Here is a 24,208-nt window from a genome sequence, read left to right as displayed (position 1 = left end):
AATAGCCGCTGGGTTCCGGGTTCGCCATGGTCACGGCGGATCCGGATCCCTCGCGCGGTCCGGCGCACCAGCGGGCGACCAGGACGAAGAGGCCCGGCAGGGCGGCCACGAAGCTGAGCACGCCGTAGACGACGGCGACCGTGAACCCGGTGGTCGCGCCCAGCCCCGCGGCGCCGAACGCCCAGGCGGTGACGCCCTCTCGGGGACCCCAGCCGCCGACGTTCAGGGGCAGTCCCATCGCGAGGAGCGCGAGGACGGCGAGCGGCAGCAGCGCGGCCACGGAGGCGTCGGAGCCGGCGACGCGGGCGGCGAGCACGAACATCCCGAGGTGTCCGGCCAGCACGACGGCCGAGGAGACGGCGACGCCGGGGCCGTTGCGGCGCGACACGAGGGCTTCGCGGGCCTCGTCGAGCGTCGTGCGCAGCGCGGACGGCCGGGTGCGGTCGCGCCGCGACGGCGCCCGGTTCATGCGTACGGCGGCCACCACGGCGAGCGCGCCCACCCCGGCGAACAGGATGAGCGGGGTGATGTCGCGGGCCTGGTCCAGGACCGGCGACGGCATGGTCAGCAGCACGACGGCGCCGACGGCCGCGAGGACGACCTGTCCGGCGGTCCGCTCCAGTACGACCGCGCGGACGCCGCGTCCCATGTCTCCGGCGCTCTGCCCGTGCCGCACGGCCCGGTGGACGTCGCCGAGGACGCCGCCGGGGAGGGCCGCGTTGAGGAACAGGGCACGGTAGTAGTCGGCGACGGCGGGCCACAGCGGCAGCCGGATCCGCAGCCCCCGGGCCACCAACTGCCAGCGCCAGGCGCTGAACACGGTGGTCACGACCCCGATCCCGAGCCCGCCGGCCAGCGCCACCGCGTCGATCCGGCGCAGCCCGTCGAGGAACACGCCGGTGCCGAGCCGCCAGAACAGCACGACCAGGATGACGACACCGACGACCGTGCCCAGGTGGGTGCGGACGGCGGGGGTGTTGAGGCGGGACAGCACGCCGCGCAGCCGGCTCCGAGCCGGCTCGGTGACGACGGCCCCGGACGGGGCCGGGGAGACGGCGGCGGCATCCGCGACGGGGGCGGCCGGAAGGACCGCCCGCACGTCGGCGCCGCGCGCGCCCGGCCGTTCCGCTCGGCGGATGCGGGGCCCGGTGACCCGGCGCTCGCCGCGAGTCCGCGCCACCGTCTCCACGCTCATGACGCTCCGCCCTTCGGCCGGCACAGCGCGAGCAGGTCGCTGTGGTGGACCACGACCCGCAGTTCGCCCGCCTGGCAGGCGGCGAGACGTTCCGTCAGATAGCGGTCGGCGCGCTCGCGCAGGTCGGGCCGCTGCTCGACCGCCGCGCCGACCCAGCCGCGCAGCCACTGGGCGGCGAGCGCGGACTCGCCGGGGCCGAGCCGCCACGGGCTCGGTTGGACCTGCACGGTCGCGCCGTGCTCGGAGAAGGCGTCGGCCGCCACGGTGATCGCGTCCGGGCCGAGCAGGCCCGAGCGCCTCTGGTGGGCGTTGAACGCCTCGGCGATCTCACCGTCCAGCGGGTCGGACGGGGTGAGTTCGACGCGGCCCGCGACCGAGAGCGTCAGCAGCGCGGGGCAGCCGGCGCCCGCGCAGGCGGCGGCGAGGGTGCCGATCTCCTCGACCGTGAGGACGTCGAGCAGCGCGGACGCGGTCACCAGGGAGGCGCCGAGCAGGGCGTCCGCGGTGAGCCGGCCGATGTCGCCGCGGCGTGTCTCGACGGTGACCCGGCTGCCGTCGGCGGAGGAGCGCGGGGAGGCGACGGCGGCGAAGTGCAGGAGGTAGGGGTCGCGGTCGTGCAGGACCCAGTGCTGGGGGCCGTCGAGATGGGGCGCGAGCCAGCGGCCCATGGAACCGGTGCCGCAGCCCACGTCGTGGATGACCAGTCCGCCGGACCGGGCCGGCAGGTTGGCGAGCCGGATCCGCAGCGGGTCGAGCAGGTCGTGCGCCCGCGCGGAGGCGTCGGCGCCCTCCCGCAGCTCCAGCCATTCGGGGGCGTAGCGCGGCGGGTCGTCCGACCCGGCGTCCCGCAGCCGCAGGGTGGCCCGCTCGCCGGGCGTGACGGTGGGGCCGGCCCCGAGGATCACGGAGTCGGCGTCGGCGTCGGATGCCGACGGTACGGACGCGCCACCCATGTCACCCTCCGCCGGGACGATGTCGCTGTGCTGCGGCCCGGGCTGCCCGTCGACGCCCGCCTCGCGGTGTGCCGAGTCCGTCGCCTCCAGGGGACCGGGCTGGGCCGGGATCGTCCCGCCGCTCTGTGCCGTCGCCGTCTTCCTCATGCCGCCCTCCGGGGTTCGTTCGGCAGCCGGCCCAGTACCGAGGCCAGGCTTCGGGCCGTGCCGGCCCAGCCGTTCAGGGCGGCGCGTCGTCCGCGGGCCGCCGCCTTCAGCCGGCGTCGTACGTCGGCCTCGCCGAACCAGCCGCGCAGTTCGACGGCGATCGCGGCGGGGTTCTCCGGCGGGACGAGGATGCCGGGGACACCGCCGTCGGGGGCCCGGCCCACCGCTTCGGGGAGCCCGCCGACGTCCGTCGCCAGCACCGGGATGCCGCGCGCGAGGGCCTCGGTCACCGCCATGCCGTACGTCTCGGCGTAGGAGGTGAGCACCATGAGGTCGGCGGTGTTGTAGCTGGCGTCCAGTTCGGCGCCGGCCTGCGGGCCCGCCAGGATCAGCCGGTCCTCTAGGCCGTGCTTCGCTATCAGGGACCGCAGTTCGGCCACGTACCCGGGGTCCTGGTTCAGCCCGCCCACGCAGACGCAGCTCCACGGCAGGTCGGTCACCGCGGCCAGCGCCTCCACCAGCCGGTGCTGTCCCTTGCGCGGGGTCACGGCGGCCACGCACAGCAGGCGGGACACGCCGTCGGTGCCCGCGGCGAGCGGCGCGATGTCGGCGCCGGGGGCGGCGACATGGACCCGCTCGGGGGCCAGGCCGTGATGGGAGACGAGGCGGCGCACCGCCCAGTCGCTGGTGGCGATCACCGCGTCGACGGCCCGCAGCACGGTGCGTTCCCGGGCGTCCAGCTCCGCGGCGACGGCGGGTTCGAGGCCCGTCTCGTCGCCGAGCGGGAGGTGGACGAGGACCGCGAGCCGCAGCCGCTCCGCCTCCGGCACGACGATCTCGGGCACGCCGCACGCGACCAGTCCGTCCAGCAGGACGACCGTGCCGTCCGGGAACTCCCGCAGCGTACGGGCGAGTTCCGCACGGGCCTCGGCGCCGGGGCGGGGCCAGCTGCCGTCCACCGGGTGCTTGTGCACCTGCCAGCCGAACCCGGGCAGGTCCAGACACACCCGCCGGTCGTAGGCGTTGCCGCCGCTCGGCGCGGACAGGTCGTCGACGCCGCCCGGCAGCACGAAGTGCACGGAGCGCAGGGACATGGGGATGATCTCGGCGTTCTTCAGGACGGTGTGCTGCACCGGCAGGTAGCCGAGCGCCACCTTCTCCGGCTTGTCCAGGGGGACGGTCCTGCCGAGGGCCGCGTTGTTGCCCAGGCCGCCGTCCTTGTCGAAGGACACGTTCTTTTCCAGCGTCACGTCCGTCACAGGGCACGCTCGTAACTCGCCCACGCGACATGCGACTCGTGCAGCGTGACGGTGAGTCCGGCGAGGCCCTTGGCGCCCTCGCCCAGCGCGCCCTTCTCGATCCGCTCGGCGAGGCGGTCGGCGATGACCTTGGCGAGGAACTCGGTGGAGGTGTTGATCCCGGCGAAGTCGGGTTCGTTGTCGAGGTTTCTGTAGTTCAGTTCACCGACGACGGCACCCAGTTCCCGCGTGGCCAGTCCGATGTCGACGACGATGTTGTCGTCGTCCAGCTGCTCGCGCCGGAACGTTGCGTCCACCAGGAACGTCGCTCCATGCAGGCGCTGCGCGGGTCCGAAGACGTCGCCGCGGAAGCTGTGGGCGATCATGATGTGATCGCGGACGGTGATGCTGAACAACGGACGACCCTCCAGGTGCGGTGCGCTCCTCATCCCCGCCGATGGCTGCCGGGGATGCCGTGTAGTACGGCTCTTGGCTTCCCCGTGTTCAGCCGTCTCTCACTCTTTTCTCAGGTCAGGCGCTCTTGTCGTCCGGGAATGAACGAGTCCGTCAGGGCGTGTCCGTGTACCGGACGCGGTGGCACAGGGCCGGGATCTCCCCCGAGGTGAGCTTCGGCATCACCTCGGGGAGCTCCTCGAAAGCGCTCTCCCCCGTGACGAGGGCGTCGAGGGCCGGGTCGGCGAGCAGATCGAGGGCGAGGGCGAGCCGGTCGGCGTAGCCGCGGCTCGCGCGGCGGGCCGGGGAGACGGTGCCGACCTGGCTGCTGCGGAGGGTGAGCCGCCGCGAGTGGAAGGCCTCGCCGAGCGGGAGGGCGACCCGCCGGTCGCCGTACCAGCTGAGCTCGAGGACGGTGCCCTCGGCCCTGAGCAGTTCCAGCGACCTGTTCAGGCCCGGTTCGGTGGCGCTGGCGTGGACGACGAGGTCGCACTCGCCGAGCGCGTCCCCGGGCGCCGCGAATTCGACGCCGAGGGCCTCGGCGACCTCGGCCCGGCGGGGGTCGGCGTCGACCAATTGGAGCCGTACGCCGGGGAAGCGGGCCAGCAGTGCGGCTACCGAGCAGCCGACCATGCCGCCGCCGACGACGGCGATCCGGTCGCCGACCAGGGGTGCGGCGTCCCAGAGGGCGTTGACCGCGGTCTCGACCGTGCCGGCGAGGACGGCGCGGGCGGCGGGCACGTTGTCCGGCACCACGGTCACGGCGCTCGCCGGGACGACGTACCGGGTCTGATGCGGGTACAGGCAGAACACCGTACGGCCGACCAGTGCCGTCGGCCCGGCCTCGACCACCCCGACGTTGAGGTACCCGTACTTCACGGGGGCGGGGAAGTCGCCCTCCTGGAACGGTGCCCGCATGGCCGCGTGCTGGTTCTCGGGGACGCCGCCGCGGAACACGAGTGTCTCCGTGCCCCGGCTGACTCCGGAGTACAGCGACCGCACCAGCACCTCGTCCTCGCCCGGCTCCGGAAGGACAGCTTCCCGGATCTCTCCTTCACCCGGAGAGCTGAGCCAGAACGCACGTGCCGCGCGGTTCATCGGATTCCTCCTGAACGATCGTGAAGCCGTGCACGTACGGAGGTGTGCACAGGTCGCGCACAGTACGCGGCCTTGATCGACTCTGTCATCTGGCCGGAGGAATGTGCGGTGGCCCTGAACAACACTTACGACGCGAGGCTGGTCCAGCAGGAGACCGCTGTGGGAGCGGGCGTGCAGATCCTGTTGCTGGCCCTGCTCGGATCGGCGATCGGCCTGGGGCCGGCGGGCTGGCTGACGGGCCTCGTCTTCGCCATCGCGACCTGGGCGCTGCTGTCGCTGGCCCTGCACCGGTCCGGGCTGCGCTCCTTCGGCCCGGCGAACCGGGTCACGCTCGGGCGGGCGACGCTGGTGGGCGGTGTCACGGCGCTGGTGGCCGACTCGTTCCAGAGCTCGCCGCCGGTCACGCTCTTCGTCGGCCTGACGGCGGTCGCACTGATCCTGGACGGCGTGGACGGCAAGGTGGCCCGCCGCACGGGCACGTCCACGGCGCTCGGCGCGCGTTTCGACATGGAGGTCGACGCGTTCCTGATCCTGGTGCTGAGCGTGTACGTGTCGATGTCGCTGGGCCCGTGGGTCCTCCTCATCGGCGCGATGCGCTACGGCTTCGTCGCCGCCGCCCGCGTCTGGCCCTGGCTGAACGCGCCGCTCCCGCCGAGCACGGCCCGCAAGACGGTCGCCGCGACGCAGGGCGTGTTCCTGCTGCTGGCCGCGTCCGGCTACCTGCCGTACACGGCGACGTTCGCAGTGGCCGCGGTCGCGCTGGCCGCGCTCGTCTGGTCGTTCGGGCGGGACATCATGTGGCTGTACCGGACGTCGTGTACGGAGCCTGTCTCCGTGGCGGAGGTGCGGGAACTGGTGGCGTCCTGAACCCGATCGGCCGTCGATCGTCTGCGGTCACCGTTGTCGCTGGTCGCGCCCACGCGGCGGAGCCGCGCATCGATACAGTCCCGCGCCCTTCGGGGCTCTGCCGGACCTACCGGCGAGGCAGCACACCGATCGCCGCCAGTGGCACGGCCGCCAGCACCAGCCATGGCACGGCCGCCGGCAGGCCCGTGTCCAGGAGGGTTCCCGTCGCCGAGCTCCCGATCAGGACGATGACGCCGGAGATCGAGGACAACGCGCCCGTGTAGAGGCCGAGTCGGCCCTCCTCGGCGAGGTCCGGGATCCAGGCGCGGGCGACCGGGGCGACGAGCATCTGGCCGAGGGTGAGCAGGACGACGAAGACGGCCGCGGGCAACAGGGCCGCCGTACCCGTCCGGTCGGCGGGGCGCGCCGAGGCCACGACCGCGAAGCCCGCCGCGATGAGCAGCAGGCCGGCCACCATGGACCGGCGCAGGGTGAGCCGCTCCCCCGCCCAGCGGGTGACGGGCAACTGGGCGATCACCACCAGCAGCGAGGACAGGGCGAACAGCCAGGCGAGCGCGGACTGGGAGCCGGTGGCGCGCTCCACCTCGTCGGGGAGCGCCAGGTAGAGCTGGTTGTAGGCCAGCAGATAGGCGCCGTACGCGCAGCACAGCGCGAGGAAGCGGCGGTTGCGCAGCAACGGGCCGAGCCCGCCACGGAAGTGGACGCCGCCCCGCCCGGGGACGCGCTGCGGCAGCAGCCAGGCGTGTCCGGCGAGGACGAGGACGAAGATTCCGGCGCCGGCGAGGCAGACCGTTCGGAAGTCCACCGACAGCAGCAGCGCGCCGAGCAGCGGTCCCACGAACGCGCCCGCCTGGCCGGCCACCGTCAGCAGCGCGAGCACCCGGGTACGGGAGCCGCCGCCCTGCTCCTCCCACAGCACGGCCTGGCGCGCGACCTCGGACTCCACGGCCGGCGAGAACAGCGCGGCGGCGAACCCGATCAGCAGCACCGCCCCGATGACCGCCCACGTCTGGCGCGCGTACCCCAGCCATACGAACCCGGCGATCCTGAGCACGCACCCCGTCAGTACGACCGGGCGGATGCCGTACCGGTCGGCGAGCGCACCGCCCACCACGAACAGCCCCTGCTGGCTGAACGTCCGCAGTCCCAGCACGAACCCGACCAGCCACCCGGCCATGCCGACGGCCTGTCCGAGGTGTGCGGCGAGGAAGGGCAGCACGGCGAAGAAGCCGACGTTGAAAGCGAGTTGGGTGAGGATGAGAAGGCGGAGGAGCGGCGAGAGGCGGGGCCGGTCCGAAGCGGCTCTGCGGACACCCGGCACGGACGGCCTCATCGGGCCGCCACCAACTCCCTCGCGCCCGGCTGCTTCTCCGGCACGTCCGCCGCCGGGGGAACCGGCGCACGTCTGCGACGCCGCACCCCTGCGGCCGCCGTCACCGCCAGCGCGCCCAGCAGGGCGAGTACGGCGGCGGGGGCGAGGACCGCCCAGGGGGCGCGTTCGGCGTAGGGCTGGTTCTCGGCCAGGAGCAGGCCCCATTCCGGGGAGGGCGGCTGGGCGCCCAGGCCGAGGAAGGCGAGCGAGGCGAGGGCGAGGGCGACGCCGGGCAGCCGGAGCAGGGCGTGCCGGGTGACGGGCGGCACCACGGCGGGCAGGAGTTCGTGACGCAGGAGGTACCAGCGGCCGGCGCCCAGCGCGCGGGTGGCGGTCAGGTGCAGCGCGGCGCGTTCCTGCCGCAGCAGCGCCGAGGTGTGGGCGGCGAGCGGAGTCCACGCGACGGCGGCCACGGCGAGCGCGGGTGTGCCGCTGCCGCTGCCGACGATCGCGGTGACGAGCAGCGCCACGAGGACCGGCGGCAGCGCGGTGACGGTGTCGACGACCGGCCCGGACAGCCGCGGCAGCAGACCGAGCGCCAGACCGGTGAGCAGGGTGACGGCGGTGATCGCGAGCGCGAGCAGCAGTGTGTCGAGGGCGCCGTGCGCGACCCGGGCGAGGACGTCCCGGCCGAGGGCGTCGGTGCCGAACGGGTGGGCGCCTGAGGGCGCGGCGAGTCGCTCGGCGGTGTCGAGGGCGAGCGGGTCGCGGGGCAGGCCGACGGCGATGACGGTGACGAGCAGGCCGCCGTGGAAGAGAGGCAGGAGCCGGTGAGCCGGCGGTGCGGGGCGGTGCGGGGACGGCAGCGCGCCGTCGCGCAGGGCCGGGCCGATCAGCAGGCGGGTGAGGAGGTGGGCGAGTGCGGCGGCCGCCGCGGCAAGCAGGACGAGGGCGAGGGTGCCGGCCTGGAGGACGGGCAGGTCCTGGGCGAGGGCGGCCTGGAGCGTGGTGCGGCCGAGGCCGGGTATGTCGTAGATCTGCTCGACGGTGACCGCCCCGCCGGTGATGCCCACAACGAACAGGCCGGTGTTGGGCAGCAGTCCGGGCAGGCAGCGGCGCAGGGCCTGCCGGGCGACGGTGCGGCCGGGCAGGCCCCGAGCGGTGGCGGCGAGGGCCCAGGGCTCGGCGAAGGCGCCGGGCAGCAGGTCGTCGAGAAGCCGGCCGATGACGGCTCCGGCGGGCAGGCCGAGGGCGAGGGCGGGCAGGATCGTCCACGCGAAGCCGTACCAGCCGAGCGCCGGCAGCCACCCCAACTGCACGCCCACGACGGTGGCGAGGACGGACGCGGTGAGGAACTCGGGCAGCGCGGCGAGGACGGCGGAGCCGCTGCCACCCGCCCGCCGCCCGTCGAGCCGCCGCCGCGCCCCGAGCCACAGGGTGCGCGCGCAGATCAGCGCGGCGGTGCCGGCGGCGACCGCGAGGGCCACCGCCATCAGCAGCAGGGATACGCCCAGGGCCTGCAGCACGGCGGGGGTGACCTCGCTGCCGGAGATCCACGACCGACCGGCGTCCCCGCGCGGGAGTCCGCCCAGCCAGTCCCCGAGAAGCGCGAACGGACCCTGTTCCAGCCCCAGTTGGGCCCTGATGTCCGCCAGCACCTCGGGGGTGGGGTCGCGGTCCGCCGAGCGGGCCTTGAGGACGGTGAGCGCCGGATCGGTGTGGGAGAGCCAGGGCAGTACGCCGATGGCGCACACCAGGGCGGCCGCGATCCCCGCACGCCACAGGAGCGTGACTGCCCGGTGCCGCACGGGTCAGCGCCGGGTGCCGGTGCCGACGAGGGTGCGCTCGTACGGGTCGAGGAGCGCGCCGCTGACGGAGCTGCCGACGCCGCTGATGATGCGCTGGTGGACCAGCGGCAGCACGGCGTCGGTGCCGAGGATGCGGGCCTCGGCGGCCATCGCCGCGTCCTGCCGCGCGGCGGTGTCGGTGGCGCGCTCGGCCTCGGCGACGGCGCGGTCGACGTCCTTGTCGCACAGCTGGGCGAGGTTGTAGCCGCCGTCGCAGGTGTAGTCACTGGCGAGGACGGAGACGGGGTCGCCGGTGTCGACGAGGGTGTTGCGGGCGAGGACGAACGCGTCGAACCTGCCGGCCAGCGCGTCGCTCTCCAGCCGCGCGTACTCGCGCACCTCGAGAGTGACCTGGAAACCGGCCTTCTCCAGCTGCTGCTTCAGCACCTGGGCGACCTCGGGCAGTTCGGGCCGGTTGTCGTACGTGGCGAGCGTGACGCGGGTCCCGTCGGGGCGCTGCGGCGCCGCCCGCCCGACCGGCTCGGTCCGCTTGCCTGCGGCCCAGGTGACGGCGGGGCCGTAGATGCCGGCGCCGGCGTCGGCGTATCCCTCGTAGACGCCCTTGGCGAGCGCGGAGGTGTCGACGGCCTCGCGGACGGCGGCCCGCAGCCCGGCGTCCTCGAAGGGGCCCTTCTCCGAGTTGAGGAGCAGGCTCGTGGTGCGGGTCGTGGCGGTCGCCTCGCGGGTGCCCTTGTCGAGGGTGGCGGCCTGGGCGACGGGGATCGCCTCGGCGAGGTCGACCTGATCGGTGCGCAGGGCGCTCGCGCGGGCGGTGCCGTCGGCGACGAACTTCACGTCGATGCCGGTGGCCTGCGCGCGTCCGCCCCAGTAGTCGTCGTAGCGGTCGAGGGTGGCCGCGGTGGTGCCCATCACCTTGGTGAGTTCGAAGGGTCCGGTGGCGGTGCCGGCGAGGTCGACGCCGCCCTTCTCGTCGTACGCCTTGCCGGACAGGACGGCGAGGGAGGGGCTGGACAACCGCAGCGGCAGGATCGGGTCGGGGTCCCCGGTCGTGATCCGTACGCCGTCGCCCCCTTCCGCTTTCGCGGTGAGGGTGACTCCCTCGAGGGCGGCCGGCGCGGGCTCGGCCCGGGTGGCGTGGGTGAGGGCGGCGGCGACGGCGGCCGGGGTGACCCTCGAACCGTCCTGGAAGGTGGCCTCGCGCAGGGTGAACAGCCAGGTCCTCTCGTCCTCCTGGCGCCAGGAGGCGGCGAGGGCGGGGGCGGCGACGCCGTTGGCGTCCAGCGCGGTCAGGCCCTCGGTGACGCCGAGGCGGCTGAGGATGGTGGCGTCGGCGCCGTACGGCGAGAGGTTCTCGGCGGGCGGGAAGGCGAGGGCGACCCGGAGGCGGGATCCGGAGTCGGTGGATGCGCCGCTGCCGCCGCCTGAGGCGAAGCAGCCGGTCAGCACCGGGGCGAGGACCAGGGCGAGGAGCGGGCGGAGTCGGCGTCGCACGGTCTATCGCTCCATGGGTATCTCGAAGTGGACGACGTCGTTGCCGCCGTCGGTGTCCCCGCGTTCGTCGTGCACGACCTTGCCCAGCGAGCGCCAGAAGCTCTCGGCGCCGGGCACGTTCGGGTCGGTGTGCAGATAGACGGCGCGGTAGCCGCCGTCTGCCGCCGCGAAGGCCAGCAGTTCACGCACGAGCCGCCGGGCGATGCCGCGCCTGCGGTGCTCGGCGCGGACGTAGACGCGGCGCAACTGCGCGGTCGCGCCGGAGGGGTAGCGCTCGGCCAGGTCGAGCGGGTTCGGCGGGTGGGCCGGGCCGCGCGAGTCGAGGGCGGCCGTGGCGACGACACCGTCGCGCGGGTCGAGTGCGACGAGGAGGGTGTGGCGCGGTGAGGCGAGGTAGGCGGCGGCCGGATCGATGATGTCCGCGTGCCAGCGGGGCACGTAGCCGGTACCGAAATCGCGGTGGACGGTGTCGAGCATCAGGGCTCGCGCAGCGTCCAGGTCGTCCGGGCTCGCCGCCCTGATGCTGTAGTCATGCACTTGCACATCATATGCATTAAGCATCAGAGGTGATCACGACGACCCTCATGACCTCTCACCCCCTTACGGCTCAAGCGATTTGACAGTGATCGCGGACCGCGACCAACCTTGCCACATGACATCCATTTTCAACAAGCGTATGCTGATCTCGAAAGCGGGCCGCTGATGCGTGTCGCGTTCGTCGGCAAGGGCGGCAGCGGCAAGACGACGCTGTCGGCGCTCTTCACCCGCCATCTGGCTCGCTCGGGCGCACCGGTGCTGGCCGTCGACGGCGACATCAACCAGCACCTCGCCGAGGCGCTGGGCCACACCGGCGCCGCCCTGGACGCCCCGCCCCTCGGCGCCCATGTCCGGGACATCAAGGAGTACCTGCGCGGCACCAACCCGCGCGTCCCCTCCGCCGACGCCATGATCAAGACCACGCCGCCGGGACGCGGCTCCCGCCTCCTGCGCCTCCTCGGCGACGACGAACTGCACACCCGGCACGTCCGCCGGGTCGGCGAGGTGCCGCTGATGGTCACGGGCGAGTTCGACGAGAGCGACCTCGGGGTGGCCTGCTACCACTCCAAGCTGAGCGGGGTCGAGCTCTACCTCAACCACCTCGTCGACGGCCCCGGCGAGTACGTGGTCGTCGACATGACCGCGGGCGCGGACGCCTTCGCGTCGGGCCTGTTCACCCGCTTCGACATGACCTTCCTGGTCGCGGAACCGACTCGCAAGGGTGTCTCGGTCTACCGCCAGTACCGCGACCACGCCCGCGAGTTCGGCATCCGTGTCGCGGTCGTCGGCAACAAGGTGACCTGTGAGGACGACCTGCTCTTCCTCAAGGAGGAGGTCGGCGACGACCTCCTCACCCACCTCGTCCAGTCCTCCTGGGTCCGCGCGGCCGAACAGGGCCGCGAACAGGGCGAGCTGGAGTCGGCCAACGTGCACGCCCTCAACGTCCTGCGCGAGGCGGTCGACGCCTGCCCCAAGGACTGGCCCACGATGCACGGCCACGCCGTCGAGTTCCATCTGCGCAACGCCCGCGCCTGGGGGGACGCCAGAACGGGCGACGACCTCGCATCCCAGATCGACCCGGACTTCGTACCGGGCCCGCCGGCCCTGTCCTGACCTCGGGCCGGCCTGCCGCCACCGGTCGACGTCCTCCGAGTGCCGGCGGAGCCGGGCGCACGCCACGAGGACCGTGCGGGACAGCCGCCTGAAATTCCGGCGACTCCGGTCAGGCGGCCGCCTACGCTGACGGCATGGCCCACGCGAAGACCTCGTACGTCTGCCTGCCCTGCCGGGCCTCGTACAAGCAGCCGTACGGCGTGGACAGGCAGCGGATCTGCCCCCGTTGCGCCGAGCCGCTCATTCACGTCGGCTCCGCCTTCGCCGCGCCGCCACGCCGTGACCGCGCGGCCTGGCGGGCCCTGTCCGTGCTGCTGCACGCGGGCGTCCGGTTCCACAAGAGCTGCTGCGGCGGGCCCGGTTACCGCCCGCGCACTGTGCGGGAGGTGCGTGAGCGGATGGCCTACGCGCGCCGAACCGGTGAACCCTTCGCACGGGCACTCGTCCGCCCTGAGATGCCCTGACGCACCTCCCGGTCACGAGCGTTCAGCCCGGCTGCCTCACAGCCCTGCCCGTGCCAGCAGCGCGGGCAGCGCCTCCGGCTTGACCTTCTGCACCGACCGCACCTGGCCAAGTCCGAGTTCCTCACGGCTCACCGGCTCGCGGTACAGCGCCTTCGTCGCCTCGGTGATCATGGTCACCGCGACCAGGTAGGGAACGTCGGGGTCCTCGTCGTCCGCCCGGGGTTCCTCGTCGACCTCGGCCACCGCGGCGACCGCCGACTCCGGCTGAGCGAAGAAGAACCAGAGGCGGTCGCCCGGCCGCATCCGGTAGCGACGGCTGAGCCAGAGCTCCAGTTCCGGCTCCTCCTCCGCCAGTTGCCGCATCGTCTCCTTGTCGGACGGCTCCCCGTCCAAGGTGTCCTTGCGCGGATTGAGGATGTAGATCCAGTCCGCCATGGAATCCCCTTCGGTCAAGCCCTCGGCCCGCGAGCCATGCGTGCAGCGCCTCATCGTGTCAGGCCGCGGCTCCCTCGGCACTCGCATTTTCGGAGACCGGTCGGTTCGCCCGTCACGGCGCCTCGAGCCGTCGGCCGGAGTCGGGGGCGTTGTCAGTGGGTGGCGATAGCTTGATCCCGTTGCGTCGCTCTGGCGTTGACATCCCCTTTCGCATGCATGGGAGATGGTGCGTTGTCGGTCTGGGAGAGGTCGAGTACGGCACGGGTCGTGCCGTCCGCGCGCCCGCGGAAGCTCGCGAAGGTGCCGTTCGTGGAGCTGGCCGACGGGCGGTTGCAGGGTGTGGTGTCCAGCGGTTCGGACATCGGGCGGGTGTATGTGTCGTCGGTCGAGGCGGGGACGTACGCGTTCGCGTGCAGCACCAACAACAACCGTCCCTGTGGTGGGGCGCGCGGGTGGTTCTGCAATCACATACGTGCGCTGATCAGTGAGGCGGTGCTGCAGTACGGCGCCGACCGGGTGGGCCGCTATCTGAAGGTCGAGGTCGCCGGCGACGCGTCCGCCGACGCGGGTTCCCTCACCGATGCGATGACCGCCACCCGGCCCGCGCAGGGGGACAGTTCGGCCGCGGCCCAGGTGTTCAGCCGGTTCCTGCGGCATCTGGCGTATCTCGAACTCGCCCCGACCACCGCTCCGCTGCCCGAGATGCAGTGGTTCCCGACGACGAGGGCGGTGGCCTGATGCGTGCCGATCTGCTGACCGACGCCGTCGACGGGCTCGACGAGGCCCTTGCCGCGGTGGACGCCTTCGACGACGTGCTGGTGGCCGGTCTGCTGCGTCCACACCCCGCCCAGGCCCATGGGCCGGCCGCTCTCGCCGAGGCCGTCGCCGGCTCGCCACTGGCGGCGCGGGTCGCCGAGGCCGCCGAGAAGACCGCTGCCGGAGCCGCAGGCGAGGATCACTTCGTCGCGCTCGCCGCCGCTCGTACCGCCCTGCTCGGTTCCGTGCACGACGCGCTGGTTCTGCGCGTGGACGAGGCGGTCGGGCGACCCCGGGACGAGCAGGGCCCCACGACGGCCGGCGATGCGGAGCACGCGGTCAATCTGCTGACCGCGGCGCGTAGTTGGCTGTGCGACGTCGCGCGGGCCGGATGGCGGGGCATCGACCATGAACTCGTCGGCGGGGCCGTGCCCGTCGTGTCCGCGATGCTGCCCGACACCGCGCTGCGCCGCCTGGCCACACTGCTGGACGGTTTCGCCGCCGAACTGGCCGCCTCCTGCCCGGGATCGAGCCTGGAGCGGGTTCCGGTGCGGCGGTGGGCCGACCTGTGGTCGCGCGCCATGCTGCTGACGGTGCCCGGAGCAGCGGCCCGTGCTCCCGGCGGCACCGAGGCGACCGGCCGTCTGCTGCCGCTCGGTGTCGACGTGCAGGAGCACGCCACCGCCGTACAGGCGCAGGTGCACGCGGTGTTCGAACCGGCGGACGGCGGCACGCCGCGGCTGGTGCGGGCCTCGGTGTCCGCGCCGAAACCCGACACCGTCGTCGGTGCCGGGCTGTGGCAGCTGTTGCGGCCGCACATGTCCCTGCTGGCCGCGGTGAGCGAGGGGCGGGCGATGGAGCTCGACGCGATGCCCGTCACCGGTGAGGGCGATCTGATCTGGGACGACGCCCGGGCCCGCACGGGTGAGCCCGCGGAGGTTTTCGCCACCGCGCGGGTGGCGCTGCCCACCGCTGCCGCCTTCCCGACGGCGCCGCTCGACCGGCATCCGGCGCGTATCGCCGTGCCCGTCCTGCTGGAGGGGTATGCCGTGGAGGAGGGGGAGGACGGGGTGGCGTTCCAGGTCGCGGGTCAGCGTCTCGCCGTCGACACCGACCGGGTTCCGGCCGCCGGTCCGCTCACCCCCGAGGTCGTCGCCTCGTCCGGTGCGTGTATCGGGCTGCTCCGCTGGGATGCCGGGGAATTCCTGGTGCAGCCGCTCGCCGTCGAGCGGACCGTGCGGAAGAAGTCCGTCGCCGAACACGCCGGGGCCTGGGCCGGAGGTACGACCGACAAGGCCGGCGTACGGGCCGAGAAGGCTGCCACCGACGCGGTCACCGTGCTGCGCGAACGTGCCGGAAGGCTGCTGCGGAAATGAGCGAGCGGACGATCGAAGGGGCCCCCGCGCCCGATCCGGACGAGAACCGACGGCAGGTGCTGTACTGGCGGCTGCTGGCCCGGCTGTTCGACCCCGAGGAGCAGGCCGACCTGGAGTCGGCGAGTCTCGCCGTGGTCGAGGACATCGGCCTGCCGTCCGCGCTGCTCGACCCGGGGGCGTCCGTCGACTCCGTCGTGCAGCGGCATCCGGGGCTGGCCGCCGAGTTCGACGGACTGATGACGCCCGGGCCGGACGAGGACGGCGGGCGGGACCGGGCCGCCGAGGTGCGGCGCGCGGCGCTCGTGTCGAAGGTGCTGCTGAACGTGTTCCCGACCGGCTCCGGCACGGTCACCGCCGAGCAGCTGGCGCGCTGGCAGTCGGACGCGGGATGGCTGGAGCGGGCGCTGGGCTGCCGGCCCGGCGAGCTGCGCGGCGGGCAGGGCGGTGCCGGCCGTGCGGGAGGCGGGCCGGGCGTCAGCCCGACCGGTACCGGTTTCGGCGGACCCACCCCCGACCTCAGCCGGCTGATCCCCGAGATCGGTCCGGAACTCGGCGCCATCGAGGCCGGTCTCGTCAAGCGCATGCACCTGCGCGAGGTGCTGGCCGATCCCGCGCTGGCCTCGCGGCTGACACCGAGCATGTCCCTGATCGAGCAGTTGCTGCGCGACAAGGACAACCTCTCCGGTGTCGCCCTGGCCAACGCCAAGTCGCTGATCCGGCGTTACGTCGACGAGGTCGCCCAGGTGCTGCGCACCCAGGTGGAGAAGGCCACGGTCGGTGACATCGACCGGTCCGTCCCGCCCAAGCGGGTCTTCCGCAACCTCGACCTCGACCGCACGATCTGGAAGAACCTCACCAACTGGGATCCGGAGGGGGAGCGGCTCTACGTCGACCGGCTCTACTACCGGCGCACCAGCCGCAGGACGACACCCCAGCGGCTCATCGTGGTCGTGGACCAGTCGGGTTCGATGGTCGACTCGATGGTCAACTGCACCATCCTGGCGTCCATTTTCGCCGGGCTGCCGAAGGTGGACGTCCACCTGATCGCGTACGACACCCAGGCGCTGGACCTCACGCCCTGGGCGCACGACCCGTTCGAGACGCTGCTGCGGACCAAGCTCGGCGGCGGCACCGACGGCACCGTCGCCATGGCGCTCGCCCAGCCGAAGATCGCCGAGCCGCGCAACACCGTCGTGGTGTGGATCTCCGACTTCTACGAATGGCGCACGGACGAGCTGTTCGAGAGCATGGCCGCCGTCCACCGATCGGGGGCGAAGTTCATCCCGGTCGGGTCGGTGACCAGCTCCGGGCGCGGCAGCGTCAACCCGTGGTTCCGGGAGAAGTTCAAGGACCTCGGTACGCCGGTGATCTCCGGCCACATCAAGAAGCTCGTGCACGAGCTCAAGACGTTTCTCACCTGATCAACCGGCGTTCGTCCACGTCTCGTTGTGATCACCGTACGGAAGGCTTTCCCCCATGTCTGACCTGCTGCGCGCTCCTGCCGAGATCAAGTACGCCGAGGAGCTCGACTGGCTGGAGTCGATCGACGACGGCCCCAAGCCGTTCTCGTGGCGGCTGTCCCCGAAGATGGTCCGCCTGTTCATCCTCGGCTCGGAGCGTGCCGACGGACTGGACCGGGAGGTGTCGCAGAAGTGGTTCGGCGACCGCAGCTTCGTCGAGCGGTCCATCGTCACCCTCGCCTCCGACCGCGGTCTGCTGCTCATCGGTGACCCGGGCACCGGCAAGAGCTGGCTGGCCGAACTGCTGTCCGCCGCGATCAGCCGCAACTCCACGCTGGTGGTGCAGGGCACGGCCGGGACCACCGAGGACCACATCAAGTACTCGTGGAACGTGTCGATGGTCATCGCCAAGGGCCAGTCACGGGAGTCGATGATCCCCTCGCCGATCATGACCGCGATGGAGGGCGGTTCGATCGGCCGCTTCGAGGAGCTGACCCGGTCGACGAGCGACGTCCAGGACGCGCTGATCTCGATCCTCTCCGAGAAGTACATCTCCGTCCCCGAGCTGGAGAGCGGCGCCGGTGACGACAACATCGTCTTCGCCAAGCCCGGCTTCTCGATCATCGCCACCGCCAACAGCCGCGACCGGGGTGTCAACGACCTGTCGTCCGCGCTGAAGCGCCGGTTCAACTTCGTCCGCATCCCCGTCGTGACGAACAAGAAGAGCGAGGCGGAGATCGTCCGCTTCCGCACCGAGGAACTGCTGCGCCGGCACTCGATCGACCTCGACGTACCGCCGACCCTCCTCGATGTGCTGCTCCAGAGCTTCGCCGACCTGCGGGCGTCCGCCGCGGCGGCCGGCAGCGACGACGAGAAGCTGGAGTCCGCGCTGTCCACGGCCGAGCAGATCGGCGTGCTGGAGGACGCCGTCCTGCACAGCAACTTCTTCGGTGAGCGCGCCCTGACCGCCCGCACCTTGGCGTCCTCCCTCGTCGGCTCCCTCACTCGGCGTGAGCCCGAGGACCTGGCGATTCTCAACAAGTACCTGCACGGTGTGGTCGAGCCGCGCAGCAAGGAGGAGGGCGGCTCCTGGCCCGAGTTCCTTCAGGGCGGCCGCGACGCGATCGCCACGCTGTCATGAGCGGACCCCGGGAGAGCACGTCGTTCGCCGCGCTCCGCGGCCAACTACAGCAAGCCGCGGCCACGTTCGCGGGCGGGCCCGACGCCCTGGAGGGCATCCTTCTCGGCATGGTCGACGACGTCGACCGCGCGGTCCGCGAGCCGCTGGAGATCTTCCCTGTCTGTCACCACTCCCCCGCCTCGGCTCTCGCCATGGCCCGCCGGCTGCGCGAGAAGCAGCCCAAGGTGGTGTACCTGGAGCTGTGCGAGGACATGGCGCCGCTCCTGACCGAGCTGCGCAACTGCAGGCTGCCGGTGGCGGTGCAGGCGTTCGCCGGCGACGTCGACGGCTTTCCCGCCGACTGGGCCCCGCTGTCGGTCGTGGCGCCGGTCACGGAGGCGTCCGCCGAGTACCAGGCGATCGCGTACGCCCTGGACACCCCGGGCGTCGAGCTGGTGCTCGTCGACCGGTCCTCGGACCACGTCTTCCAGTGGGACAGGGCAGGCGAGCACGCCCAGGAGGGCGCCGCGCCCGCGGACGAGCCCGAGGCCGCGCTGCACGGCGAGGCAGTCGGCGTCGAGATCGGCGACCTGCGGCCGCGCTTCGCCGAGTTGGAGGAGCATCTGCTCCGCCACGGGAAGGTGCGGCACTGGTCGGAGTGGTGGCACCAGTACGTCGAAGTCCCGCTCGTGGACAGCGATCACGACACCTACCGCCAGGTCATGTTCCTCATCGGCAGCCTGTTCCGGCGGCTCGCCCCCGGCGACCGGTCCCGCGTCCGGGTGGACGAGGACCGCGAGCGGTACATGTGGACCCGGATGCGCGAGCACCTGACGGCCACCGGCACGGACCCGGAGGACTGTCTGTACGTGTGCGGCGCGTTCCACGCGGCCAGCCGCGTCGAGGAGTTCGGCGTGCACGGCCGCTCGGACACCTTCACGATCTCCCCTCGTACGGCCACCACCTGGCAGTACGGGCTGATCCCGTCCAGTCACGCGGCGATCGAGGCGCAGTTCGGGCTCGCGGCGGGCTCGGTGTCGATCGCGGCGACCGAGTGGGCGAAGAGCCTGCGGCGGACCCGGGTGAAGCCGTTCCGGCTGGAAGGCCAGGCAGGGACGAGGAAGCCGGGGAAGAAGTCGGCGGCCGCCGCCGTGGCCCCGGCGCCTCGGTCCACGGTCGCCGCGGACAAGCTGTCCGGCTTCCTGCGCAGACCGCCCGTGCTCGACGGGCTCGACGAGGCCGAACTGCTCGGCTGGTCGGTCGACATCGTGCGCGCGGCCCGGCGCAACGGCTATCTGGCCTCCACCGCCGACGCCATCGCCGTGTTCGAGACGTCGATCCTGCTCGCCGGCATGCGGGACCGGGCCAAGCCGACGCCGTACGACTTCCAGGACGCGGCGGTCACCTGCATCGAGAAGGACAGTGTGCCGGGGCGGCGGGACGTGCGGCGTCTCGTCGAGATCATGATGGGCGGCGACCGGATCGGCCAGGTCGGCTACGACTCGCTGCCGCCGCTCGCACGCGATGTGTACGACCGGCTCGCACCACTGGAGCTGAAGCTCGAGCAGCGCGGGGTGCGCCGGGCGCTGCTGGACATGGCGTCCCGGCCGGAACTGCGGGCGTGTTCCGACGTGCTGTGGATGCTGCGGCGGCTGCTGCCGCAGGGCGCGGCGCGGCCGATCATGGGTGAGCGCAAGCTGGGTGAGCGGTCGATCCAGGAGTCGTGGGACCTGGCGCTCGGCACGCATCAGCGGTCTCTGATCGAGCTGGGCTACGAGGGTGTCAGTCTTGAGCAGGTCCTGGAGCAGCGGCTGCGGCGCGAGGCGTACGGGCCGCAGGCGACGACGGCTTCGGTGCTGGCCGCCGTCGAGGACGCGACCCTGTACCTGCGCAGCCGCCGCCTCGCGGACGAGTTGGGCACGCACGCGCTGAAGCTGCTCGCCACCGAGCGGAGCGTGGACGGCGCGCCGGAGGTGCTGCGCCGGGTGCGTGCGCTGCTGGCGTACTACCGCACCAGCGAGCCGGTGCTGCCGTCGTGGATCGAGTCCTTCGTCAAGACGGGGTACGCCCACTACTGCACGCTGCTGCCGACGGCGTTCCGGGACGAGGACGCGACGGTCGGGCAGGTCGCGGCGATGCTCGGCTTCCTGTTCAGCATGGAGAGCCTGGCCCTCTCGCTGGGCTGCGACCGGACCCAGCTGGAGCTGGCCGTCGCCCAGTCGCACCCCGACGAGCCGTCGAAGACGGCACTGCTGTGGGCGGCGCAGGTGCAGCTGGGCACGCTGTCCCGGGCCGAGCTGCGGGCGCGGTGCGACGAGCTGCTGGACAATCCGCTGGTGGTGCCCGCCTATCCGCGCTACCTGAGCGGCTTCGTGCACGCGTTGGAGCCCGTGCCGGGGCTGGCGGACGTGGTCGTGGAGGCGGTGTCGAACGCGTTCGGGCGGCTGCCGGACACGGTGCTGCTGCCGTGGTTGCCGCTCCTGATCACCACCCTGCGCTCCGGCGCGTCCGACCTCGCCCCTCTGCTGATCCGCGAGGCCGGTCGCGTCTTCCCGGGCCGGCTGGCGGCACTGGACGCATGGGTACCGCCCTGGAAGATGCCGCAGACGGATCCGTTCGCCGCGGCACGGGCGAAGACCGCACCCGACGTCAGCCGCCGTGGCGCCGCGCTCCTCACGGCGCACCCGTCGACCTGCGACGCGGTGGCGGAACTGCTCGGCTGCGACGGCGTGTGGGCGCGCTCCGAGGTCCCGTTCTCCTCGGGCGTGGGGTTGCTGGCATCGCACCCGTCGACCTGTGACGCCGTGGCGGAACTGCTCGGCTGCGACGGCGTGTGGGCCGGGACGGCGACCGGTCCGGACCCGTCGGGCGGGGCCGTGCTCACGGCCCGCCATCCGGGGACGGCGGACGCCCTGAAGTCCCTGCTCGCCGGCGGATGAGGCAGGCGGTGGCCCGGTTCGGAGCACCCGGGCCGGGCCACCGGCCAGGGGCACTCACCCCTTCTGCTCCACCCGCACCCAGTCCACCTCCGCCTGCACTCCCCCGCCCGCGACCCGGTCCACGCTCGACTGCGGCAGCCCCCAGTAGGGCGTGGTCACCTGGTTCCAGCCGGCCGGATAGGCACCGCCGAGGGCCAGGTTCAGGATCACGTACTGGTTGTGGTCGAAGACCCACTGCCCCCGCGTCGACTCCAGCTTGTTGCGGGTCGTCTCCTGGACGAGACGGTCGTCGACGTAGAAGCGCATGCCGGTCGGGGTCCACTCGACGGCGTAGGTGTGCCACTGGTCGACGCCGCCGCCGTTCGGGAGGATCTGGCGGGCGCCGATGTTGCCGTCGGCCGAGTAGCCGGGGCCGTGCAGGGCGGTGCTGGTCCAGTCGCGGTAGCCGATGTTCTCCATGATGTCGGTCTCGCCGGAGCCGGGCCAGGAGACCGAGGGGTTGTCGACGTCGCTGCCGAGCAGCCAGAAGGCGGGCCAGAAGCCGTCGCCGACGGGGAGCTTCATGCGGGCGCTGACCCGGCCGTAGGTGAAGTCGAACTTCGTGTTGGTGTCGATGCGGCCGGACGTGAAGTCGTAGGTGCCGCCGCCGGCCCGCGTGCAGCCCTTGCAGTACTTCGCACGCAGGACCAACGCACCGTTCTCCGTGCGGATGTTGTCCGCCGAGTCCACGTACGCCTGCGACTCGCCGTTGACCGAGCCCATCTCGGTGCCGGTGCGCACCACGCGCCACTTGGAGCGGTCGAGGGCGCCGGCGGTGAAGTCGTCGAAGAACGTGGTCCGGTACGTCCCCGGCTGTTCGGCCGGGAGCGCGGGGTAGGCCGCCGCGGCGCTGCCGCCCGTGCCCCAGACCTCGAACTCGTACAGGGAGTAGCCGAACTGGGCCGTGGCGGGGGCCGGGTTGTGGAAGCTGCGGCGCTCCTTGCCGAGCATGCGGACGTAGCGACCGGTCGCCGGGGAGGCGAGGTTGATCGTGTCGTGCAGGCCGACCGCCTCCGCCGGGGACTTCACGTTGGCGCGGCGGGCGGCGACCTCCGCGGACGAGGGCCGGTGGACCGTGCGCCAGGTGCGGTGGTCGTCGGAGACCTGGAGTTCGTAGTCGACCGCGTAGGCCGCCTCCCAGTACAGGTCCACGGAGTTGATCGTGGACGTGGCTCCCAGGTCCACCGAGATCCAGCGGTCCGCGTTCCAGTCGCTCGACCAGCGGGACGCGTCGGCCTTGAGGTCCGCCGGCCGGCCGCCGTCGGTGACGAACGCCGGTGAGTTGCCGGCGTGCTGGTAGAAGTTCGCGTAGGCCGGGTGGTTCAGGGCGAGGTTGGCGCGGGTGGTGGAGGCGGGGGCCGGTTCGCCGCCGTAGACCTTGAAGGAGTACAGCGAGTAGCCCCAGGGCGTGGCGCGTTCGACGCCCCGCATGCGGACGTACCGGCCGGTGACCTCCTGCGGGTAGGTGTGCGCGGTGACCGAGCCGCCGGTGCCGGCGGTCTCCGTGTAGAAGGGGGTCCAGTCGGTGCCGTTCCTGGAGACCTCCAGGACGTATCTCTTGCCGTAGGCGGCCTCCCAGTCGAGGACCACCCGGTCGACCCGAACCGTGGCGCCGAGGTCGACGCGGATCCAGGCGTCGTCGGCGAAGTTGCTGGACCAGCGGCTCGCGCCGTCGCCGTCGAAGGCGAGGCCGGGGGCGGTGGCGCCGTTCTCGCTGCCGGAGGCGGTGACGCGGTTCGGGTCGGCGGCGTAGGAGGCGTTCGCGCGGTCGGTGTCCCAGGCGACGGCGGCGGACGCGGCGGACGCCGGTGCGCCGAGGGCCGTGCCCGAGGACAGCAGGGCCGCCGTCGCGAGGGCGGCCAGGAGGGTACGGGGGATGCGGGTCGGCATGCGGCTCTCCTGATCGATGATGTTGTGTTCATGACAGGTCAGTGCCGGTCGCTGGTGCGCATGACATTCCGAGGGGGGTGGGAGCGGTGGGCGTGGGCTCCGGCTCCCACACCCACCGCCGTCGGGTCAGGCCGCCCGCTCGGCCCCCGCCCGGTGCGCGCGGACGATGTCCGCGTACCGGTGACCGGTGCCCTTGATCGTGCGGACCTGGGTCTCGTAGTCGACGTGGACCAAGCCGAAGCGCTTGGCATAGCCGTACGCCCACTCGAAGTTGTCGAGCAGCGACCAGGCGAAGTACCCCGCCAGCGGGACGCCCTTGCGGGCGGCGGAGGCGCAGGCCGCCACGTGCTGGATCAGGTAGTCCTGGCGCTCGGGGTCGTCGATCGTGCCGTCGGGGCGCACCACGTCCGGGAAGGCGGAGCCGTTCTCGGTGACGTAGATCTTCCGCGGCCCGTACTCCTCGGTCAGCCGCAGCAGCAGCGTCTCGATGCCGCTCGCGTCGATCTCCCAGTCCATGCCGGTGCGCGGCACGTCCGGGCGGCGGACCGCGCGGGCGTGGGGCGCCGGGCCCTCGGGGTCGTCCACGACGTAGGCCGGGAAGTAGTAGTTCAGGCCGAGCCAGTCCAGCGGGGCCGCGATCGTCTCCAGGTCACCGGCCCGCTCGGGGAGATCGACGCCGTACGTCTCGACCATGTCGGCGGGGAAGCCGCGGCCGTGCACCGGGTCGAGCCACCAGCGGTTGACGTGGCCGTCCTGGCGGCGGGCGGCGGCCTCGTCCTCGGGGCGGTCGCCGGCCGCGTACACCGTCGAGAGGTTGTTGACGATGCCGACCTCGGCGCCGGGCGCGGCGGCGCGGATCGCCTGCGTCGCCAGGCCGTGGCCGAGGAGGAGGTGGTAGGAGGCGCGGACGGCGGCCGTGAGGTCGGTCAGACCGGGCGCCATCTTGCCCTCCAGGTGGCCGATCCAGGCCGAGCAGGAGGGCTCGTTGAGGGTGGCGAACTGGGTGACCCGGTCGCCGAGCCGGGCGGCGACCACGGAGGCGTACTCGGCGAAGTGCTCGGCGGTCGCCCGCTCGGGCCAGCCGCCCCGGTCCTGGAGCGCCTGCGGCAGGTCCCAGTGGTAGAGCGTGACGGAGGGAGCGATGCCCGCCTCCAGCAGACCGTCGACCAACTCGTCGTAGAAGGCGAGGCCCTTGGCGTTCACCGGGCCGTCCCCACCCGGCACCACACGCGGCCAGGCGACCGACAACCGGTAGGCGTTGGTGCCGAGCCGGCGCATCAGACCGATGTCCTCGCGCCAGCGGTGGTAGTGGTCGCAGGCGACGTCGCCGTTGTCGTCGTTGTCGATCTTTCCGGCGGTGTGCGAGAAGGTGTCCCAGATCGACGGGGAACGGCCGTCCTCCGCCACGGCTCCCTCGATCTGGTACGCCGCTGTGGCGGTGCCCCACAGGAAGTCGTTCGGGAGTGCGGCGAGGTCGATGCGGTCGGACACAGAAATCCTCTCGGAACGGGGGGTGT

The 24,208-nt window shown here is 72.7% G+C and carries 19 protein-coding genes and 1 pseudogene; 8 read left to right on the top strand and 12 right to left on the bottom strand.

Annotated features, from left to right (window positions below; translation table 11 throughout):
* Positions 1-151 precede the first annotated feature (151 nt).
* From ACGFW6_RS28720 to ACGFW6_RS28700, 5 genes and pseudogenes are all read right to left on the bottom strand, one after another.
* A pseudogene (locus tag ACGFW6_RS28720) lies at positions 152-1,195 on the bottom strand (YbhN family protein); the annotation flags it as partial.
* Positions 1,192-2,295 (bottom strand): class I SAM-dependent methyltransferase, encoded by a 1,104-nt coding sequence (locus ACGFW6_RS28715; protein WP_393515869.1) that lies wholly within the window; start codon positions 2,293-2,295, stop codon positions 1,192-1,194. The gene ACGFW6_RS28715 and the pseudogene ACGFW6_RS28720, both read right to left, overlap by 4 nt.
* Positions 2,292-3,554 (bottom strand): glycosyltransferase family 4 protein, encoded by a 1,263-nt coding sequence (locus ACGFW6_RS28710; protein ID WP_393515867.1) that lies wholly within the window; start codon positions 3,552-3,554, stop codon positions 2,292-2,294. Before ACGFW6_RS28710 ends, ACGFW6_RS28715 begins: the two co-directional genes overlap by 4 nt.
* Positions 3,551-3,949: a 6-carboxytetrahydropterin synthase gene (locus tag ACGFW6_RS28705; protein WP_093747920.1), complete on the bottom strand. Its 399-nt coding sequence runs from the start codon at positions 3,947-3,949 to the stop codon at positions 3,551-3,553. The genes ACGFW6_RS28710 and ACGFW6_RS28705 overlap by 4 nt, the downstream gene beginning before the upstream one ends.
* Before the next feature lie 151 nt (positions 3,950-4,100).
* Positions 4,101-5,084, bottom strand: coding sequence for a zinc-binding alcohol dehydrogenase (locus ACGFW6_RS28700; RefSeq protein WP_393515865.1), 984 nt, complete (start codon positions 5,082-5,084; stop codon positions 4,101-4,103).
* 108 nt (positions 5,085-5,192) lie between these two features.
* On the opposite strand from ACGFW6_RS28700, the gene ACGFW6_RS28695 reads away from it, so the two are divergent.
* A complete protein-coding gene (locus ACGFW6_RS28695) occupies positions 5,193-5,951 on the top strand; it encodes a CDP-alcohol phosphatidyltransferase family protein (protein WP_393516224.1) in 759 nt (252 codons plus the stop codon).
* 106 nt (positions 5,952-6,057) lie between these two features.
* Here the strand turns inward: ACGFW6_RS28695 and ACGFW6_RS28690 are convergent, their stop codons facing one another.
* Genes ACGFW6_RS28690 through ACGFW6_RS28675 form a run of 4 tightly spaced genes read right to left on the bottom strand, consistent with a single transcriptional unit; the run spans position 6,058 to position 11,099 of the window.
* The gene (locus ACGFW6_RS28690) at positions 6,058-7,284 is read right to left on the bottom strand and encodes an MDR family MFS transporter (RefSeq protein ID WP_393515863.1); all 1,227 of its coding nucleotides are present in this window, start codon (positions 7,282-7,284) and stop codon (positions 6,058-6,060) included.
* Entirely contained in the window at positions 7,281-9,071 is a 1,791-nt protein-coding gene (locus tag ACGFW6_RS28685) for an ABC transporter permease subunit (protein ID WP_393515860.1), read from the bottom strand. The genes ACGFW6_RS28690 and ACGFW6_RS28685 overlap by 4 nt, the downstream gene beginning before the upstream one ends.
* 3 nt (positions 9,072-9,074) lie before the next feature.
* A complete protein-coding gene (locus ACGFW6_RS28680; protein WP_393515858.1) occupies positions 9,075-10,562 on the bottom strand; it encodes an ABC transporter substrate-binding protein in 1,488 nt (495 codons plus the stop codon).
* Positions 10,563-10,565: 3 nt separating this feature from the next.
* Entirely contained in the window at positions 10,566-11,099 is a 534-nt protein-coding gene (locus tag ACGFW6_RS28675; protein ID WP_393515855.1) for a GNAT family N-acetyltransferase, read from the bottom strand.
* Between the two features lie 165 nt (positions 11,100-11,264).
* On the opposite strand from ACGFW6_RS28675, the gene ACGFW6_RS28670 reads away from it, so the two are divergent.
* Both ACGFW6_RS28670 and ACGFW6_RS28665 read left to right on the top strand, forming a co-directional pair.
* Positions 11,265-12,212, top strand: coding sequence for an ATP-binding protein (locus ACGFW6_RS28670; protein ID WP_393515852.1), 948 nt, complete (start codon positions 11,265-11,267; stop codon positions 12,210-12,212).
* Between the two features lie 134 nt (positions 12,213-12,346).
* Positions 12,347-12,676, top strand: a complete 330-nt coding sequence (locus ACGFW6_RS28665) for a deoxyxylulose-5-phosphate synthase (protein WP_393515849.1) — start codon at positions 12,347-12,349, stop codon at positions 12,674-12,676.
* Between the two features lie 36 nt (positions 12,677-12,712).
* On the opposite strand, the gene ACGFW6_RS28660 is transcribed toward ACGFW6_RS28665, so the two are convergent.
* Positions 12,713-13,111 carry a hypothetical protein gene (locus ACGFW6_RS28660; protein WP_393515846.1) on the bottom strand — a complete coding sequence of 133 codons (399 nt, stop codon included), beginning with the start codon at positions 13,109-13,111 and terminating at the stop codon, positions 12,713-12,715.
* Between the two features lie 216 nt (positions 13,112-13,327).
* Here ACGFW6_RS28660 and ACGFW6_RS28655 point away from each other — a divergent pair, with 216 nt between their 5' ends.
* Genes ACGFW6_RS28655 through ACGFW6_RS28635 form a run of 5 tightly spaced genes read left to right on the top strand, consistent with a single transcriptional unit; the run spans position 13,328 to position 20,762 of the window.
* Positions 13,328-13,849: a hypothetical protein gene (locus ACGFW6_RS28655; protein WP_393515843.1), complete on the top strand. Its 522-nt coding sequence runs from the start codon at positions 13,328-13,330 to the stop codon at positions 13,847-13,849.
* The gene (locus ACGFW6_RS28650; RefSeq protein ID WP_393515840.1) at positions 13,849-15,243 is read left to right on the top strand and encodes a hypothetical protein; all 1,395 of its coding nucleotides are present in this window, start codon (positions 13,849-13,851) and stop codon (positions 15,241-15,243) included. The genes ACGFW6_RS28655 and ACGFW6_RS28650 overlap by 1 nt, the downstream gene beginning before the upstream one ends.
* Positions 15,240-16,664: a VWA domain-containing protein gene (locus tag ACGFW6_RS28645; protein WP_393515837.1), complete on the top strand. Its 1,425-nt coding sequence runs from the start codon at positions 15,240-15,242 to the stop codon at positions 16,662-16,664. The genes ACGFW6_RS28650 and ACGFW6_RS28645 overlap by 4 nt, the downstream gene beginning before the upstream one ends.
* Positions 16,665-16,719: 55 nt before the next feature.
* Positions 16,720-17,844 (top strand): AAA family ATPase, encoded by a 1,125-nt coding sequence (locus ACGFW6_RS28640; protein ID WP_393515834.1) that lies wholly within the window; start codon positions 16,720-16,722, stop codon positions 17,842-17,844.
* Positions 17,841-20,762: a hypothetical protein gene (locus tag ACGFW6_RS28635; protein ID WP_393515831.1), complete on the top strand. Its 2,922-nt coding sequence runs from the start codon at positions 17,841-17,843 to the stop codon at positions 20,760-20,762. Before ACGFW6_RS28640 ends, ACGFW6_RS28635 begins: the two co-directional genes overlap by 4 nt.
* Positions 20,763-20,816: 54 nt before the next feature.
* On the opposite strand, the gene ACGFW6_RS28630 is transcribed toward ACGFW6_RS28635, so the two are convergent.
* Positions 20,817-22,691, bottom strand: a complete 1,875-nt coding sequence (locus ACGFW6_RS28630; protein ID WP_393515828.1) for a discoidin domain-containing protein — start codon at positions 22,689-22,691, stop codon at positions 20,817-20,819.
* Positions 22,692-22,817: 126 nt separating this feature from the next.
* The gene (locus tag ACGFW6_RS28625) at positions 22,818-24,182 is read right to left on the bottom strand and encodes a GH1 family beta-glucosidase (protein ID WP_393515825.1); all 1,365 of its coding nucleotides are present in this window, start codon (positions 24,180-24,182) and stop codon (positions 22,818-22,820) included.
* Between the last annotated feature and the right edge of the window lie 26 nt (positions 24,183-24,208).

This window comes from Streptomyces sp. Y7 (genome assembly GCF_043195415.1).
Lineage (GTDB): Bacteria > Actinomycetota > Actinomycetes > Streptomycetales > Streptomycetaceae > Streptomyces.
The sequence above is the reverse complement of the archived record's forward strand: the minus strand, read 5'-3'. Positions and strand labels throughout refer to the sequence as shown.

Coding starts and splice junctions, on each gene's coding strand:
- ACGFW6_RS28715 (WP_393515869.1), bottom strand. CDS start 2,295: ATGAGGAAGACGGCGACGGCACAGAGCGGCGGGACGATCCCGGCCCAG.
- ACGFW6_RS28700 (WP_393515865.1), bottom strand. CDS start 5,084: ATGAACCGCGCGGCACGTGCGTTCTGGCTCAGCTCTCCGGGTGAAGGA.
- ACGFW6_RS28690 (WP_393515863.1), bottom strand. CDS start 7,284: ATGAGGCCGTCCGTGCCGGGTGTCCGCAGAGCCGCTTCGGACCGGCCC.
- ACGFW6_RS28670 (WP_393515852.1), top strand. CDS start 11,265: ATGCGTGTCGCGTTCGTCGGCAAGGGCGGCAGCGGCAAGACGACGCTG.
- ACGFW6_RS28665 (WP_393515849.1), top strand. CDS start 12,347: ATGGCCCACGCGAAGACCTCGTACGTCTGCCTGCCCTGCCGGGCCTCG.
- ACGFW6_RS28660 (WP_393515846.1), bottom strand. CDS start 13,111: ATGGCGGACTGGATCTACATCCTCAATCCGCGCAAGGACACCTTGGAC.
- ACGFW6_RS28655 (WP_393515843.1), top strand. CDS start 13,328: ATGGGAGATGGTGCGTTGTCGGTCTGGGAGAGGTCGAGTACGGCACGG.
- ACGFW6_RS28650 (WP_393515840.1), top strand. CDS start 13,849: ATGCGTGCCGATCTGCTGACCGACGCCGTCGACGGGCTCGACGAGGCC.
- ACGFW6_RS28645 (WP_393515837.1), top strand. CDS start 15,240: ATGAGCGAGCGGACGATCGAAGGGGCCCCCGCGCCCGATCCGGACGAG.
- ACGFW6_RS28640 (WP_393515834.1), top strand. CDS start 16,720: ATGTCTGACCTGCTGCGCGCTCCTGCCGAGATCAAGTACGCCGAGGAG.
- ACGFW6_RS28635 (WP_393515831.1), top strand. CDS start 17,841: ATGAGCGGACCCCGGGAGAGCACGTCGTTCGCCGCGCTCCGCGGCCAA.
- ACGFW6_RS28630 (WP_393515828.1), bottom strand. CDS start 22,691: ATGCCGACCCGCATCCCCCGTACCCTCCTGGCCGCCCTCGCGACGGCG.